This window comes from Mycobacterium sp. 5-140-3-2, assembly GCF_035666375.1.
GTDB classification, from domain to species: Bacteria; Actinomycetota; Actinomycetes; order Mycobacteriales; family Mycobacteriaceae; genus Mycobacterium; species Mycobacterium intracellulare.
In genome coordinates this window covers 3,587,574-3,600,755 of record NZ_CP142025.1, presented here as the reverse complement: position 1 = coordinate 3,600,755, position 13,182 = coordinate 3,587,574, and the positions used below count along the sequence as shown (strand labels likewise).

The window sequence follows — 13,182 nt, the reverse complement described above, 5'->3', positions numbered from 1 at the left end:
CCGGCCCGCGCGGCTCAGTAGTCTGGCGCTCATGGCTGGCAACACGGAATCATCGAAGGGGCCCCTGATCGCACCGTCGATCCTTTCCGCTGACTTCTCCCGGCTCGCCGACGAGGCCGCCGCCGTGACCGGCGCCGACTGGCTGCACGTCGACGTGATGGACAACCACTTCGTGCCGAACCTGACCCTCGGGCTGCCGGTGGTGGAGAGCCTGCTGGCGGCCACCACCATCCCGATGGACTGCCATCTGATGATCGAGGACCCCGACCGCTGGGCACCGCCCTACGCCGAGGCGGGGGCCTACAACGTCACCTTCCACGCCGAGGCCACCCAGAATCCGATCGCCGTCGCGCGCGACATCCGCGCCGCCGGCGCCAAAGCGGGGATCAGCGTGAAGCCGGGCACGCCGCTCGAGCCGTACCTGGAGATCCTGCCGCAGTTCGACACCCTGCTCATCATGTCGGTGGAGCCCGGCTTCGGCGGCCAGAGCTTCATTCCCGAGGTCCTGAGCAAGGTGCGCACGGCCCGCAAGCTGATCGACGCGGGGGAGTTGACGATCCTGGTCGAAATCGACGGCGGGATCAACGGGGACACCATTGAGCAGGCCGCCGAGGCGGGCGTCGACTGCTTCGTCGCCGGGTCGGCCGTCTACGGCGCCGCCGACCCGGAGACGGCGATCGACGCGTTGCGCCGTCAGGCCGCCGCCGCGTCCCCGCATTGGCGTCGATGACCGTTTCCCCGGGCGACGGCCTTGACGCCGCGATGCGCTTGGCGATCGAGCAGTCCACTCTCGTCAAGGGAACGACGTATCCGAATCCCCCGGTCGGCGCGGTCATCCTGGACGCCGGCGGGGAGGTGGTCGGCGTGGGCGGCACCGAGCCGGCCGGTGGCGATCATGCCGAGATCCTGGCGCTGCGCCGCGCCGGCGACCTGGCCGCGGGCGGGACCGTCGTGGTCACGCTCGAGCCGTGCAACCACTACGGCAAGACCCCGCCGTGCGTGAACGCGCTGCTGGACGCGAACGTCGCCACCGTGGTCTACGCGGTCGCCGACCCGAACCCGCAGGCCGCCGGGGGCGCGGCGCGGCTCGAGGAGGCGGGCGTCGCGGTGCGCTCCGGAGTGCTGGCCGACGAGGTCGCCCGCGGGCCGCTGCGCGAGTGGCTGCACAAGCAGCGGACCGGGCTGCCGCATCTGACGTGGAAGTACGCCAGCAGCGTCGATGGCCGCAGCGCGGCCGCCGACGGCTCCAGCCAGTGGATTTCCAGCGAGGCCTCACGGCTGGACCTGCACCGCCGCCGCGGGGCATGCGACGCGATCGTGGTGGGCACGGGCACCGTGCTGGCCGACGACCCGGCGCTGACGGCCCGCTTGCCCGACGGCTCGCTGGCCGCGCGACAGCCGCTGCGGGTCGTCGTGGGGATGCGCGAAATACCTTCGGAGGCAAAGGTTCTCAACGACGATTCGCGAACCATGCTGATCCGGACACACGACCCCGCCGAGGTGCTCAAGGCCGTGTCGGACCGCACCGACGTGCTGTTGGAGGGCGGCCCGACCCTGGCGGGCGCCTTCCTGCGGGCCGGGGCGGTGGACCGAATCCTCGCCTACGTCGCGCCGACCCTGTTGGGGGGACCGGTCACCGCGGTCGACGACGTCGGTGTGTCGACGATCGCGCGGGCGTTGCGCTGGCAGTTCGACGGAATCGATCGGGTGGGACCCGACGTGGTACTCAGCCTGGTGCCGCGCAGCGCCTAGCGCTCGCTCAGCGAAACTTCTTGCGGCTCAGGGATTTCCGGTTCCTCGGCGTGTTCATTGCGGCCGCCGATCAGTAGACCCAGCAGCGCGCCCGCGATGCAGATCACGACGGTGGCCGCGAAGATGTCGCCGTACATCATGGCGAACGCCTTGAGGTACATCGTTCCCTGCGCGGCGATCCGCTCCAACAGGGTGGCGTCGGGCGGGATCGCGGCCGTCAGGCCCGCCACGATCTGGTTGAACCGGTACAGGCCCCACGCGCTGAGCGCGGCCACCCCGATCAGCATGCCCGTCATCCGGGCCACCACCACGGCCGCCGAGGCGATGCCGTGCTGGGCCGACGGGACGACGCGCAGCGCGGCCGACGTCAGCGGCCCGATCACCAGTCCGAGGCCGAAGCCCGCCACCAGCAGGTCGGCGTGCAGCACCGGGACGTTGAGCAGCCCCAGGATGTTGTGTTTCTGGCTCATCACGTCCTGGCGCCAGTAATGGATCAGCCAGTACCCGTACGCCGCGATGAGCAGCCCGACGAAGGTCACCGCCCGGTCGCCGACGCGGGTGGCGATCCACCCGCCCAGCACCGCCCCGATCGGCAGCGCGATCAAAAACCACAGCAACAGCCCGGCGGCCTGCGTCTGGGTCTGCCCCAGCACTCCCTGGCCGAACAGCTCGACGTCGACCAGGGTCACCATCAGCGCCGCGCCCGCGAACAACGAGGCGCCCAGCGCGGCCAGGAACGGCCGGAAGCGCACGCCGGCCGGTTCGATCAGCCGGGTCCGGGAGAACCGCTCCCACAGCAGGAACAGCACCCCGACCACGGCCGCGCCGATCACCAGCGGCAACCCGTAGCTGGGCAGGATCTGCTTGCCGTCGGGCTGTGGGTTGTACAGGCCGATCACGGCGAGCCCCAGCGCGACCGCGAGCAGCACGCCACCGACCAGGTCGACCTTCTCGGGCGTTTCGGTGCGTTCGTGCGACGGCAGGCTGAACTGGATCATCACCATCGCGATGAGGGTCAGCGGGACGTTGATCCAGAACACGTAGCGCCAGTCGTGGAACAGGAAGACGATGAAGATCCCGTACAGCGGGCCCAGCACGCTGCCGAGTTCCTGGGCGGCGCCGATGCCGCCGAGCACGCCGGCGCGGTTGCGCTGGGCCCACAGGTCGGCGCCCAGGGCGAGGGTGACCGGCAGCAGCGCGCCGCTGGCCACACCCTGGATCGTGCGGCCGCCGACCAGCAGGTGGAAATCGCCCCAATGACCGGCCAGCGCGGTGACCACCGAGCCGACCATGAACAGCGCCAGGCTGACCTGCAGCACCAGCTTGCGGCCGAACCGGTCGGACGCCCGGCCCAGCAGCGGCATGGCGGCGATGTAGCCCAGCAGGTACATCGTGATGATCCACGTGATGCGCTGCAGCTGATTGATGGGGATGTGAACGTCGCTCATGATGTCGCGCATGATCGTCACGACGACATAGGCGTCCAGGGCGCCCAGCAGAACCGCCAGGCTGCCGGCGCTGATCGCGACGCGGCGCCCGGTTTGTGTGGTCACGAGCTCACCGGGGGCTTGGTGACCTGAACCTGCTCGCCCCACTTCGACAGGGTGACCTCGGCGGAATTGCCCGAACTCTTCTCCAGGTTGGCGCGCACCAGCTGGTGGTCACCGGACTCCTGGATCCACACCGTGCTCGGGACCCGCTGGGTCGCGTTGAACTGCGGCACGATCTTGTTCACCGCGTCGGCCGAGACGTTGCCGCTGACCTTGATGGTGCTCTGCCCGTCGATGGTCTCGCGGCCCTCGGCCTTGGCGTCGCTGAAGTTCGCCAGCGCGTTGCCCAGCCCGCTGTCCGGGTTCAGCAGCACCGACACGTCGTAGATGTCGGACGCCTTGCCAAAATCGCTCCACTTGTTGGGGGTCAGCGTGGCGTACAGGGTCCCGTCGACGACCACGAAGTTGGCGTCGATGTCGGAGCCGCCCAAGGTGATGGTGGCGTTGCCCGACGCGGCGGTGGCCGGTGCCGTGGTGAGGTCACCGTTGAGCGTCTTGATGGGGAGCCCGGGGATCTTGCCCTGGATGCTCAGCGCGATGTGCGCGCTCTGCACCTTCTTGGTGGCGTCGGCCGACTGCTTGACCAAGGTCGTGCCGTCGGGCAGTGGTGCGCCGCTCTGCTTTGAGCCCGACGAGCAGCCGGCGATCAAGGCGGTGGCGAGGGTCAGGGATGCGAGGACGGCCGATAGACGGCGGCGGGTCTGCATACTTCGCATCGTAGAGGGTGCCGGTGACTGCCCTGGTGAACGCGGGGCCCCGGTGTCGCCCGTGCGGTGGTGTTTGCCCTGCTCATCCGCGTACGGGCGGGCCAATTAGCCTTAGGGGATGTTTACCGGAATTGTCGAGGAACTCGGGGAGGTGACGGGTCGCGACGTCCTTTCCGACGCGGCGCGGCTGACGATCCGCGGAGCCGTCGTGACCGCCGACGCGGGCCATGGCGACTCGATCGCCGTCAACGGCGTGTGCCTGACCGTCGCCGAGCTGCTGCCCGGCGGGCTGTTCACCGCCGACGTGATGGGCGAAACGCTGAACCGGTCGAACCTCGGCGCATTGCAGGTCGGCAGCCGGGTGAACCTGGAGCGCGCCGCGGCCGTCAACAGCCGGCTGGGCGGGCACATCGTGCAGGGCCACGTCGACGGGACGGGGCAGATCGTGGCCCGCTCGCCGTCCGAGCACTGGGAGGTCGTGCGCATCGAGATCCCCGCGGAGGTGGCCCGCTACGTCGTGGAGAAGGGGTCGATCACCGTCGACGGGATCTCGTTGACGGTGTCCGGGCTCGGCAGTGACCCGCGCGACTGGTTCGAGGTCTCGTTGATTCCCACCACCCGCGAACTGACCACCCTGGGCCAGGCTCCGATCGGGACGCAGGTGAACCTCGAAGTCGACGTGATCGCGAAATACGTCGAGCGGTTGATGACGCGTAAAAGCGGATCTACCAGCTAAATCGCGGGTATCGAGTCGTTTCTGGCCGCCGCATACCGTATCGGGTTAACATAACGGCTATGACCTCCGTAACGGAGCCAGACCTCGCCGGGCTACTGCCGTCCTGGACGCTGAGCCTGCAGGCCGACCGCAAGTCCCCGCAGACGTTGGACAGCTATACGACGGGCGTCCGCCTGTTCGTGCGCTGGTGCGGCGGCCACGGCCACACCCCGGCATTCGACCGCAACCTGGTGCGCGCCTGGGTCGCCGACCTGCTTGCTGACGGAGCCTCCCCGGCGACAGCGCGGGCGCGGCAGATGGCGCTCAAACGGTTCGCCGCCTGGGCCGTCGAGGAAGGCGAGACCGACCGCGATGAGCTGGCGGCGCTGCGGCCACCCAAGCTCGACGTCAAGGTTGTCGACCGGCTCTCGGACGATCAGTGCGGGGCTCTGGTCAAGGCCTGCGCCGGAAAGGGCTTCGTCGACCGCCGTGACGAAGCGGTGGTCCGCATGATGCTCGAGACCGGCCTCCGCGCCGGGGAGGTCCTTGGTCTCAACGTCGATGACGTGGATGTGGCGCAGGGCCTGGCGCGGGTGCGCCGCGGCAAGGGCGGCAAGGGTCGGATGGTGCCGTTCGGCCCGCAGACCGCGCGGGCGGTCGACCGCTACGTCCGCGCGCGACGAACACACCGGCTCGCGGACGGCCCGGCGCTGTGGCTTGGCGGCGGCGGTCAGCAATTCGGGTACCACGCGCTCGACAAAGCGCTCAAAGTCCGCGCCGCAGCAGCCGGGATTAGCGGCTTCCACCTACACCTGTTGCGCCACACCGCGGCGTCGCGGTGGCTGGCGGCCGGCGGCAGCGAAGGCGGCCTGATGGCCGTGGCCGGGTGGAGCAGCCGCGACATGCTCGACCGCTACACCAAGAGCACCGCGGCCGAGCGGGCCGCCGCCGAGGCCCGCAGCCTCGGGCTGGGGGACTGGTGAACAGGGCCACCGTCACCGTCTACTGTGACGCCGCCTCACACCCGAACAGGATGTGGGAGCGCGACTACTCCCGCGAAGACGACGCCGACCACTGGCGTCCCAGCCCTTTCGATTGGATCGGCGGATTCGGCACACCCAACGCACGCGTCCGCAAGACCAAGCGCAGCGGCGGTTTGGAGCACATCGACGCCGCCGGGCGGCCGGTGCCGATCTGGGATGCCGGCGGTTCGCGGAAGCCGAACGACGACCACAAGGTCCGGCTTCGCCGCTTGACGTATGCGGCCCAGCGGGCCGCCGACTGGAATGCACGGGCACGCGCCGCCGCCAACGTCGGCGAGGAGGACGAACTGCCCCTGGGTCGCCGCTACACGCTGCGGTGTCCCGAGTGCGGCGACGCGCTCGACCGCAATACCGACAGGCTCACCCGTCAGCTCAATTGGGCTGTGGAACAGGGGTTTACGCGCGTAACGCTGGACCTGTTGCGGCGTCTCGACACGCTGTTGTAGCGGGCTTCGCACACCGTAGGCGTACAGTGTGCAACTAGCGCGCCGGATAACCCTCCGGCCGAACCCTCCGCAGAAGGGCTTGCGAAGCATGCCCTTCCGGAGGTTTTCATGTCGAACCAGTTTGGCTCGACGCCTGCAGAACGATCCCTGCAGGCCCGTATCGCGTCCAACATCAGCTGGTCAAGCACGCCCAACCGCAGCGCCCGCACCGCACCGGCGCGCCGGGCGTTCAACGAGCGCTTCGAGCGCCAGGTAGACCCCGACGGGATTCTGCTGCCTGCCGAACGTGCCCGCCGGGCGGAAAACGCACGTAAGGCTCATTTCCAGCTACTCGCACTGAAGTCAGCCCGCGCCCGCCGGGCGCGCAAGGCCGGTGGTACCGCGTGACCGCTACCGGCCCACAGGCGATGCGGCGAAAACTGCTGCGGCGCCGCGGCTGGCGCGCGCCCACCGGTCCGGCTCTAATCGCCGAGGGCGACGCGATGGCCAGAGAGATCGCCACGGCTTTCGCCAAGGGGCACACTCCGACTGCTGACGAGCTTGTGCGCTTGGCTGCCGATGTTCGTATCCGCGCCGATTCGCTGGCCGACCTCATGGAGACCGTGGCGCTGGTGCGTCGCCGAGCTGAGCGCCGAGCTGAGGCTGCGCACAAGCTCCCCCGCACCGACTACGGCGACGGCCGCTGGGAGGTGGAGGTCTGATGGCCCGCGGCGGGGCGCTGTTCCCCAGCGAGCTTTTCCACGACGAGGACTTCCGCGCCGTCCCGGCCCGGGCACAGCGCCTACTGATGTGGCTATGGGTCCACCCGGACCTGACGGGCGCGGGCATCATCGCGATCCAACCCGGCGAGTGGGCCTCTGCCGCTAGTGATCTGACCGAGCACGATGTGCGGGGAGACGCGGCCGACCTGCGTCGGGCCGGATGGGTTGACTACGACGCCGGCCAGCTCTGGGTGCGGCCGTTCATGCGGCTAGACGGCGCGCTGAAGAGCCCGACCTCGTACATCGCAGCGGCCCGGTCGATCAAGACCGTGAAGTCACGGCGATTGCGTGAGGCAGCGTACCGGGTGTTCGCCGCCGAGCCGATGCCGATCAAGCCGGTGGACGGCCTCGACGGCGACAGGGCTTCCCGGCGGGCGGCGCTGAACGCAGCTATCGAGCGGGCGGCCGAGGAGTTGGCGCAACGAGTCACGGCCCCTTCGGTTTTGTCAGCGCTGACCCCATCCGAGGGCCTATCGGATGGGGGATCGGATGGGGGATCGAAGGACCATCGGATGGGGCGAGTTGATGTTGATGATGCTGTTGATGATGGTGATGAGCACCCCGCCCCGTGCTCGCGGTGCAGCAGCGCGCCCGCCACTGGCGGCTCGGTGGCATGGCGGCCCGACCTTTGCCGTCCGTGCGCCGAAGCGGCAAAGCACCCCTCGATGCGCGGTGTGTCGTGAGCAGGGCCGGCCGGCCGATCGAGGCGGCCTACCGGGGTGCGATCGATCAAGGCTGCCCGATGTGTTCGGCTCCGGTCGGGCAGCACTGTAAGGACGAATTCGGCAGGAGCCGCAGGGTTCCTTGCGTGCGGCGGCCCCGAATTGCGGCCCCGTCGGCCGCCGTGGACGCGATCGACCCCCCAGTGGTGTCACGGAGCCGGAGAGCGGATTCCGAACTCGCACAGGCCAAATCAGAGGGCTTTCGCGATAGCGCTTGCGCGCCAATCGACTTCAGTGAGCCGCGCTATAGCACGGAGGAGGACTAGATGGCGGTGCCCCCTGACGCGCGCCGAGCGGAACCGCAGGTACGAAGAACGCAGACGCCGCGGCCTCGTGCAACCACGGGAGCGTGCGCCGCAATCGGTGAAGCCGTCGCCTGCCGTCGAGCAGATCAACCAGCTGATCGCCGCGGTGCGGGCGCCGAAGCTGCCGGGCGCGCTGTGCCGCAACCGCGCCGCGCTGTTCGACGAGGCAGAGCACGGCGAGGACCCGGCCGCCGTCGCCGAGCGGCACGAGCGGGCCGCCGCGGTGTGCCAGCTCTGCCCGGCGCTTGGCCCGTGCTCGCAGTGGGCGGCGTCGCTCCCGCCGCGTCAACGTCCGCCCGGCGTCCTCGCCGGGCAGATCCCCAACCGAGGAGGAAACCATGAATGACCCCGATGACCGCCAGGAGGACGCGGCTTTCGCTGGCGGCCTGGCCGACTGGCTGCAGTTGGTCTCGGCGATTCACCGCCGAGACCAGGGCGCGCTCGATTCCGTCTGCGCCGAGTTACGCGCCGCGCCCACCCACAGCCTGGTCTGGCTGCTGGAGTGCGCCGCCCGGACCTACCTGGCGGCGCTGGCGGCGATGATGCCGGCCCCGGCGATGGTGCAGAAGTTCCTCGACGAGCAGGCGTTCTCGGCGCTGGACCGAGCCAACGGCGACGCCGACAACGACGGTCAGCGGTGAGGATCGAATGAGCACGGTGCCCGCCAATCCCGTCGACGTAGAGCACGCCGCTTTGGACCTGCTCGTCAACGTGCCCGAGCTTGCTGCCGAGACCGACCACTTCCGCACCGCCCTGCAGGACTTTGCCGGATTGCTGCAGTTGGAAAGCGCATTCGTCGGACTTGGGTGGGCGGACGCTCGGCGGGCGGCGGTGATGGTCTGTCGCCTCGCCCTCTTTGAGGACGATCCTGTCGCGGCGTTGCGGGTCGCGGCTGTGCTTGCCGGGTGTGAAGAGCCGGCCTGGCACGACCGGGCCGCGGCCGCGCGCGCCTTCAGCGTCGCTGCCACCGTTTTGGAAACGGTGTGAGCGCGGGTCGCTTCTAGCCTTATGCAGCTCACCGCCACAAATGTGTATAGCGCACTATACCAACGGTTTTCGTGCGTTGCCGTCTGTCGCAACCGGGGTCTATCGTGGGCGGCAGGCAGCAGCGCCCGGTTGTAGCGGCCCTCTGGCCGCCGGCTGGATTACCACCGCCTGGCACTGGACCACCCGGCGGCTGCCGAGCGGACGGCCCTGGCACTGGGCGCGCGAACCGAATTCCTAATTGCGCTGTGCGCGTCAGCGTTTCGCGCACCCCATTTGCCAGGAGGCAAAACCATGACACTCGAAGAACTCCGGCGTCGCCGGGACGGGCTGCTGAGTCAGCGGCAAGCACTTCTGGACGAGGTGCTCGCGGATGACCGCGAAGACCTCACGCCCGAGGAGGACACCGCGTTCAGGTCGGCGTCCGCGGCCATCGAGCAGCTCGGCGAACGCATCGAGCAAGCCCTACGCCGCGGCGAGGGCAATCCGGCCGCGGAGGCGGTAGCGCGGGCACAGGCTCGCGGCGGTGCCGGCAGCCGTGGCGGCGGCTGGGCAGCCCGGGCCGCAACGGCGGTACGCGCGATGGGCGGCGAGTCCCGCGCCGTCGTATCCGGCAGCGTGGACGTGCCGTCCCTGATCCCTGGCGCTGTGACCGCGCTGCCGCACCCGACGCGGATCATCGACCTGCTGGCGAACCGGCAGACCATCACCAGCAATAGCTACGAGGCGTTCGTGCAGTCGGCCCGGGACAACAACGCGGCCCCGGTCGCCGACGGCGGAACCAAGCCCACGAGCACGCTGACCGTCAAGGCGGTATCCGACCGTGCCCGGGTCCACGCGCACCTGTCGGAACCGGCACCGATCCGGCTCTGGCAGGACACCCCGACCATCACGGCCTGGCTGCAGGATGAGATGGTCGCCGGCGTGTTGGACTCGATCGAGAACACCGCAGTCAACGGTGACGGCACAGGCGAGCAGCAGACCGGCATCCTGCACACCACCGGCGTCACTGCCGTCGCCTTCGACACCGACGTGGTCACCTCATTGCGCTCCGCCGTGACCAAGCTGCAAAAGCTCGGCGAGAAGCCGACCGCCTGGGTGCTCTCGCCCGAGGATGCCGCGACCATCGACCTGCTTCGCTTTCAGTGGGGCGGCGCGTCGGCCGCCGACGCCGGGTTCCTGCTCGACGGCTACCAGGCCGGTGTCGCGGGCTCGGGCAATATCTTTGGCCCGGCCACGCGTGTCGTCAGTCCGACGATGCCCGAGGGTACGGCGGTGCTGGCCGACTGGTCGCAGCTCAAGTTATTTGTGCGCGAGGACACGCGGATCGACATCGACGTGGCCGGCGACCTGTTCAGCACGAACCAGTTCGTGATGCGCGCCGAGGCCCGCGTCGGCGTCACCGTGCTACGGCCGCAGGCGTTCGCCGTCATCGCCTTGACTGACGCCGGCTGATGACGGCGCCGGCCCGCTACGACCCGGACCTGCACGGCGACTACCTCGACCTCGACGACTGCGCCCGGCGAATGGGCTTGACGGTTGACCGGGTGCTCGAGCTGTGCCGTCACCGGGTCTTGCGGTCGCTCAACTTGGGCATGGGTGTCGTGCTGGTCGAACCAGCAATCGTGTCTGGCGCGGTCAACTGAGCAGTGAAGGTGTGCGCGCGGGTCGGTTGGGTTTCCCGACCCTCGACGCGCCAGGCGCGACCCGCGGCAGTGCCAAGATCAGCGGCTTGGCGAGCTTTACCCGCTGATCTTGCCGCGACGCGCATGAACGGGCAGGCCCTGGCGGCCCCCACCGAAAAGCCGGCCGGGGGCCTGCCCGTTCACCCAGGCGCCGCACGCAGTTGACCAGGCAATATAGGGGGCCTATGTAAAACTCGACACGCCCGAGCGCGTGGCCGACCGGACCGGCAAGGGTCTCCTCCCCCCGAAAAATGCGGGATTTTTTCACCGGCCAGGCCCCCTACCAGCGGGTTTGCAAAGAGGCTGGTCAAAGGGCCTTTTTGGTGGAGATTCGCGCCGGTTGGGTGTCAAGTTTGACGGTACCTTTCGGCAAACTGTCAAGTCATGACGATCAGCGTTGAGTCACGGCGTGAACGGGACGCTCAGGTGGCGCGGCTGCGCGGGCTGGGCTGGTCGCTCAGGCGCATCGGCCGTGACCCCCGTGTGCGGCTGTCCGCGCAGGCTGTGGCCGACGTGCTGGCCCGGCAGGACAGGGCTGCTCCGCGGTCCGGCGACGACCTGGTGCTGCGCTGGTACCAGCGGGGCGTCGTCGACGACGACCCGACCGCCAAACTGTGGTGGGAGACGTACAGGGCGCGGATGAATCAGCTGATGACGGCCGAAGCGGAGCGGCTCGGCGTAGCCCTCGACGACCTCGACGTCACGGCCCGGGAAGCGCTGCGCCGGGAGGCCGGCAGCCGGGCTGAGGCTGAGCTGGCCAGACTGCGCGAGTAGCCTCATCGTCTAGCTGCAGCCGAGCGTGCCGGTGAGCGCGGGACGTACCTTGAGGTCGCGCCGTTGGCGTCCCGCCGCTGCAGCGCCTTAGGGCGCGCGACGTTGCGTTGTAGGCCTATTGCTGGTTTATGCGGCGCTTGCCGGACCAGGCCCGGTAGCCCATCAACACGGCGAGGCCTCCGGTACTGATCAAGCCCAGCCACGTGCCGTGGATGACGTTTACCACGAACAAGGCCAGGAATAGCGCAGCCATCACTGCGAAGAACACCGGGCTGTATAGGGGGTTCCTCTTCACGCGCGCGTCCTCCAAGTCTGTGCTGTTGGCGGCATCAAGGTAGGCATCTATCGGCGGCGTCGAGGCCGTCAGCGACCGCCGCGGTACCGAGAGCGAGTTGACCGAGCGCGGCGGGAATCCCCGCGAGGGTCAGACCCTCAGGGACTGCGGTCAAGATCCCAATAGTGCCGCCTGCGGGCTCTAGTAGGGCTTTCGTCATGTCGTATGTGCTGCATGGGGCCTTCGCGGGCGCAGCGGCGGCCGGACCGACGGCCGCGGGGTTCGGCAGTGGCGTTACAGAGGGGCTCGGCAGCGGCGATGCCGGCGGACCGGCCTTAGGCGCCGGGGGCGCGGTGATGCTCTGTTCGTACTTAGGAATGAACCCAGGCTGCGGTGCCGGCGGCGGTGCCCCATCTGGGTTATCCCACGGCGCAAAAGGCGGCGGGTTGGGGCCGGACGCGTTGTCTTGGGTGAAGTCAACCAATCGGACGCCGTCGTGGTTGGCGGTCGGAGGTTGCGGCTGCCCCCCGTTGTGGCCGGGCTGTGACTGTCCCCCGCTACCGCTGCCGTTTTGCGCTTGTCCGCCGGGGTTGGTGGTCGAGTTCTGCGCAAACCCACCGCCACCGAGACCGGCTGTAGCGGCGGTGAGTTGGCCTGAGACCTTGGTGTCCGCTCCGTCGAGTTGCTCGGCGCGCAACCGCAGGTCAGCGGCGAACGCTTCGGCCTGAGCTTGGCGCGTCGCGAGTTCGGCCGGGCTGGTGCTGCGGGTATCGGTGACCGACAAGTCTTCCCCGACTGTGAATCCCGCATTCTGCGCGTCCTCGACGCCATACAGGACTCGCCGCTGCGCGGCGCTGATGTCGCTGGCGCCGTTGCGGGCTATTCCGGCCGCCTGGCGTAGCTGGTCGGCTTTGCCGCTAACGACGGATACGTCGGCTCCGGTGCGTTGCCGCAGCGCGTCGCCGCCGGCGCCGTGCCAGGTAATGGCTTGCGCCTGGTTGCGCATCGTCAGAAATGCGTCTTCCCAGCGGTCGGCGGTTTGCGTCCAGTAGGCGGCCGCGTCAATGAGGTGCTCGGTGCTCCACGCCAGGATTTGCGAGAGGGTTGCTGGCATCTAGACCACCGTCACACCTGTGATGGCGGCTATGTCGGCCGCCGATGTGGCCTCTTGGGCGGTGTATCCACCGGCGGCTGTGGTCACCCCACCGACCGTTTCCTGGGTCCGTGCTGCGAAGGATGCGGCGGTGACACCGATCGCCGCGTTGACGGCGTTCACTGCTGCCGTGGTGGTCTGGAATGGTTGCCCCGGCGATGGCGGCGCGCCCACCAGCTGGGAGGTAAGTGCCTCCCACTGGCCGGCAGTAGCTGCTAGCTCGGCGGGGACGACCTGCAGTGCATCTTGCCCCATAATCACATGAGTTTATGCGGCTCACCCGCAGATGGCTATTCATAGGATGGCATGGC

The 13,182-nt window shown here is 69.0% G+C and carries 19 protein-coding genes; 14 read left to right on the top strand and 5 right to left on the bottom strand.

The features are described from left to right. Window positions 1–22 precede the first annotated feature (22 nt). Window positions 23–730 carry a ribulose-phosphate 3-epimerase gene (gene rpe / locus P6281_RS16395; RefSeq protein WP_085976506.1) on the top strand — a complete coding sequence of 236 codons (708 nt, stop codon included), beginning with the start codon at window positions 23–25 and terminating at the stop codon, window positions 728–730. Continuing rightward, window positions 727–1,752 carry a bifunctional diaminohydroxyphosphoribosylaminopyrimidine deaminase/5-amino-6-(5-phosphoribosylamino)uracil reductase RibD gene (gene ribD / locus P6281_RS16390; protein WP_008258181.1) on the top strand — a complete coding sequence of 342 codons (1,026 nt, stop codon included), beginning with the start codon at window positions 727–729 and terminating at the stop codon, window positions 1,750–1,752. The genes rpe and ribD overlap by 4 nt, the downstream gene beginning before the upstream one ends. Here ribD and P6281_RS16385 read toward each other — a convergent pair. Together P6281_RS16385 and P6281_RS16380 are read right to left on the bottom strand one after the other, a co-directional pair. Further along, window positions 1,749–3,305 carry an MFS transporter gene (locus tag P6281_RS16385; RefSeq protein ID WP_008258179.1) on the bottom strand — a complete coding sequence of 519 codons (1,557 nt, stop codon included), beginning with the start codon at window positions 3,303–3,305 and terminating at the stop codon, window positions 1,749–1,751. The two genes, ribD and P6281_RS16385, sit on opposite strands and share 4 nt — an antisense overlap. Continuing rightward, complete coding sequence (locus tag P6281_RS16380; RefSeq protein ID WP_008258177.1) at window positions 3,302–4,009, bottom strand: LppX_LprAFG lipoprotein; 708 nt, start codon at window positions 4,007–4,009, stop codon at window positions 3,302–3,304. The genes P6281_RS16385 and P6281_RS16380 overlap by 4 nt, the downstream gene beginning before the upstream one ends. A 118-nt stretch (window positions 4,010–4,127) precedes the next feature. Here P6281_RS16380 and P6281_RS16375 point away from each other — a divergent pair, with 118 nt between their 5' ends. The 12 genes from P6281_RS16375 to P6281_RS16320 all read left to right on the top strand — a co-directional run bounded on the left by P6281_RS16375 (window position 4,128) and on the right by P6281_RS16320 (window position 11,444). Continuing rightward, window positions 4,128–4,745 (top strand): riboflavin synthase, encoded by a 618-nt coding sequence (locus P6281_RS16375; RefSeq protein ID WP_202284415.1) that lies wholly within the window; start codon window positions 4,128–4,130, stop codon window positions 4,743–4,745. A 59-nt stretch (window positions 4,746–4,804) separates the two neighbouring features. Then, the gene (locus P6281_RS16370; RefSeq protein ID WP_201408364.1) at window positions 4,805–5,707 is read left to right on the top strand and encodes a tyrosine-type recombinase/integrase; all 903 of its coding nucleotides are present in this window, start codon (window positions 4,805–4,807) and stop codon (window positions 5,705–5,707) included. Further along, complete coding sequence (locus P6281_RS16365) at window positions 5,704–6,213, top strand: hypothetical protein (protein ID WP_201408363.1); 510 nt, start codon at window positions 5,704–5,706, stop codon at window positions 6,211–6,213. The genes P6281_RS16370 and P6281_RS16365 overlap by 4 nt, the downstream gene beginning before the upstream one ends. Before the next feature lie 108 nt (window positions 6,214–6,321). Then, entirely contained in the window at window positions 6,322–6,600 is a 279-nt protein-coding gene (locus P6281_RS16360) for a hypothetical protein (protein WP_236591204.1), read from the top strand. After that, the gene (locus P6281_RS16355; protein ID WP_202284414.1) at window positions 6,597–6,914 is read left to right on the top strand and encodes a hypothetical protein; all 318 of its coding nucleotides are present in this window, start codon (window positions 6,597–6,599) and stop codon (window positions 6,912–6,914) included. Before P6281_RS16360 ends, P6281_RS16355 begins: the two co-directional genes overlap by 4 nt. Next, on the top strand, window positions 6,914–7,657 hold the full coding sequence (locus P6281_RS16350; protein ID WP_201408361.1) for a hypothetical protein: 744 nt from the start codon (window positions 6,914–6,916) through the stop codon (window positions 7,655–7,657). Before P6281_RS16355 ends, P6281_RS16350 begins: the two co-directional genes overlap by 1 nt. Window positions 7,658–8,059: 402 nt before the next feature. Further along, a complete protein-coding gene (locus tag P6281_RS16345; protein ID WP_236591203.1) occupies window positions 8,060–8,347 on the top strand; it encodes a hypothetical protein in 288 nt (95 codons plus the stop codon). Then, entirely contained in the window at window positions 8,340–8,642 is a 303-nt protein-coding gene (locus P6281_RS16340; RefSeq protein ID WP_201408360.1) for a hypothetical protein, read from the top strand. Before P6281_RS16345 ends, P6281_RS16340 begins: the two co-directional genes overlap by 8 nt. A gap of 7 nt (window positions 8,643–8,649) precedes the next feature. Further along, complete coding sequence (locus tag P6281_RS16335) at window positions 8,650–8,988, top strand: amino acid aminotransferase (RefSeq protein ID WP_201408359.1); 339 nt, start codon at window positions 8,650–8,652, stop codon at window positions 8,986–8,988. A gap of 291 nt (window positions 8,989–9,279) precedes the next feature. After that, window positions 9,280–10,440, top strand: coding sequence for a phage major capsid protein (locus P6281_RS16330; RefSeq protein WP_201408358.1), 1,161 nt, complete (start codon window positions 9,280–9,282; stop codon window positions 10,438–10,440). Next, a complete protein-coding gene (locus P6281_RS16325; protein ID WP_201408357.1) occupies window positions 10,440–10,631 on the top strand; it encodes a hypothetical protein in 192 nt (63 codons plus the stop codon). The genes P6281_RS16330 and P6281_RS16325 overlap by 1 nt, the downstream gene beginning before the upstream one ends. A 423-nt stretch (window positions 10,632–11,054) precedes the next feature. Further along, on the top strand, window positions 11,055–11,444 hold the full coding sequence (locus P6281_RS16320) for a hypothetical protein (protein ID WP_201408356.1): 390 nt from the start codon (window positions 11,055–11,057) through the stop codon (window positions 11,442–11,444). A 115-nt stretch (window positions 11,445–11,559) separates the two neighbouring features. On the opposite strand, the gene P6281_RS16315 is transcribed toward P6281_RS16320, so the two are convergent. Genes P6281_RS16315 through P6281_RS16305 form a run of 3 tightly spaced genes read right to left on the bottom strand, consistent with a single transcriptional unit; the run spans window position 11,560 to window position 13,126 of the window. Further along, window positions 11,560–11,739 carry a hypothetical protein gene (locus tag P6281_RS16315; protein ID WP_201408355.1) on the bottom strand — a complete coding sequence of 60 codons (180 nt, stop codon included), beginning with the start codon at window positions 11,737–11,739 and terminating at the stop codon, window positions 11,560–11,562. A 34-nt stretch (window positions 11,740–11,773) separates the two neighbouring features. After that, window positions 11,774–12,832, bottom strand: a complete 1,059-nt coding sequence (locus tag P6281_RS16310; RefSeq protein ID WP_201408354.1) for a hypothetical protein — start codon at window positions 12,830–12,832, stop codon at window positions 11,774–11,776. Continuing rightward, complete coding sequence (locus tag P6281_RS16305; protein ID WP_201408353.1) at window positions 12,833–13,126, bottom strand: hypothetical protein; 294 nt, start codon at window positions 13,124–13,126, stop codon at window positions 12,833–12,835. Between the last annotated feature and the right edge of the window lie 56 nt (window positions 13,127–13,182).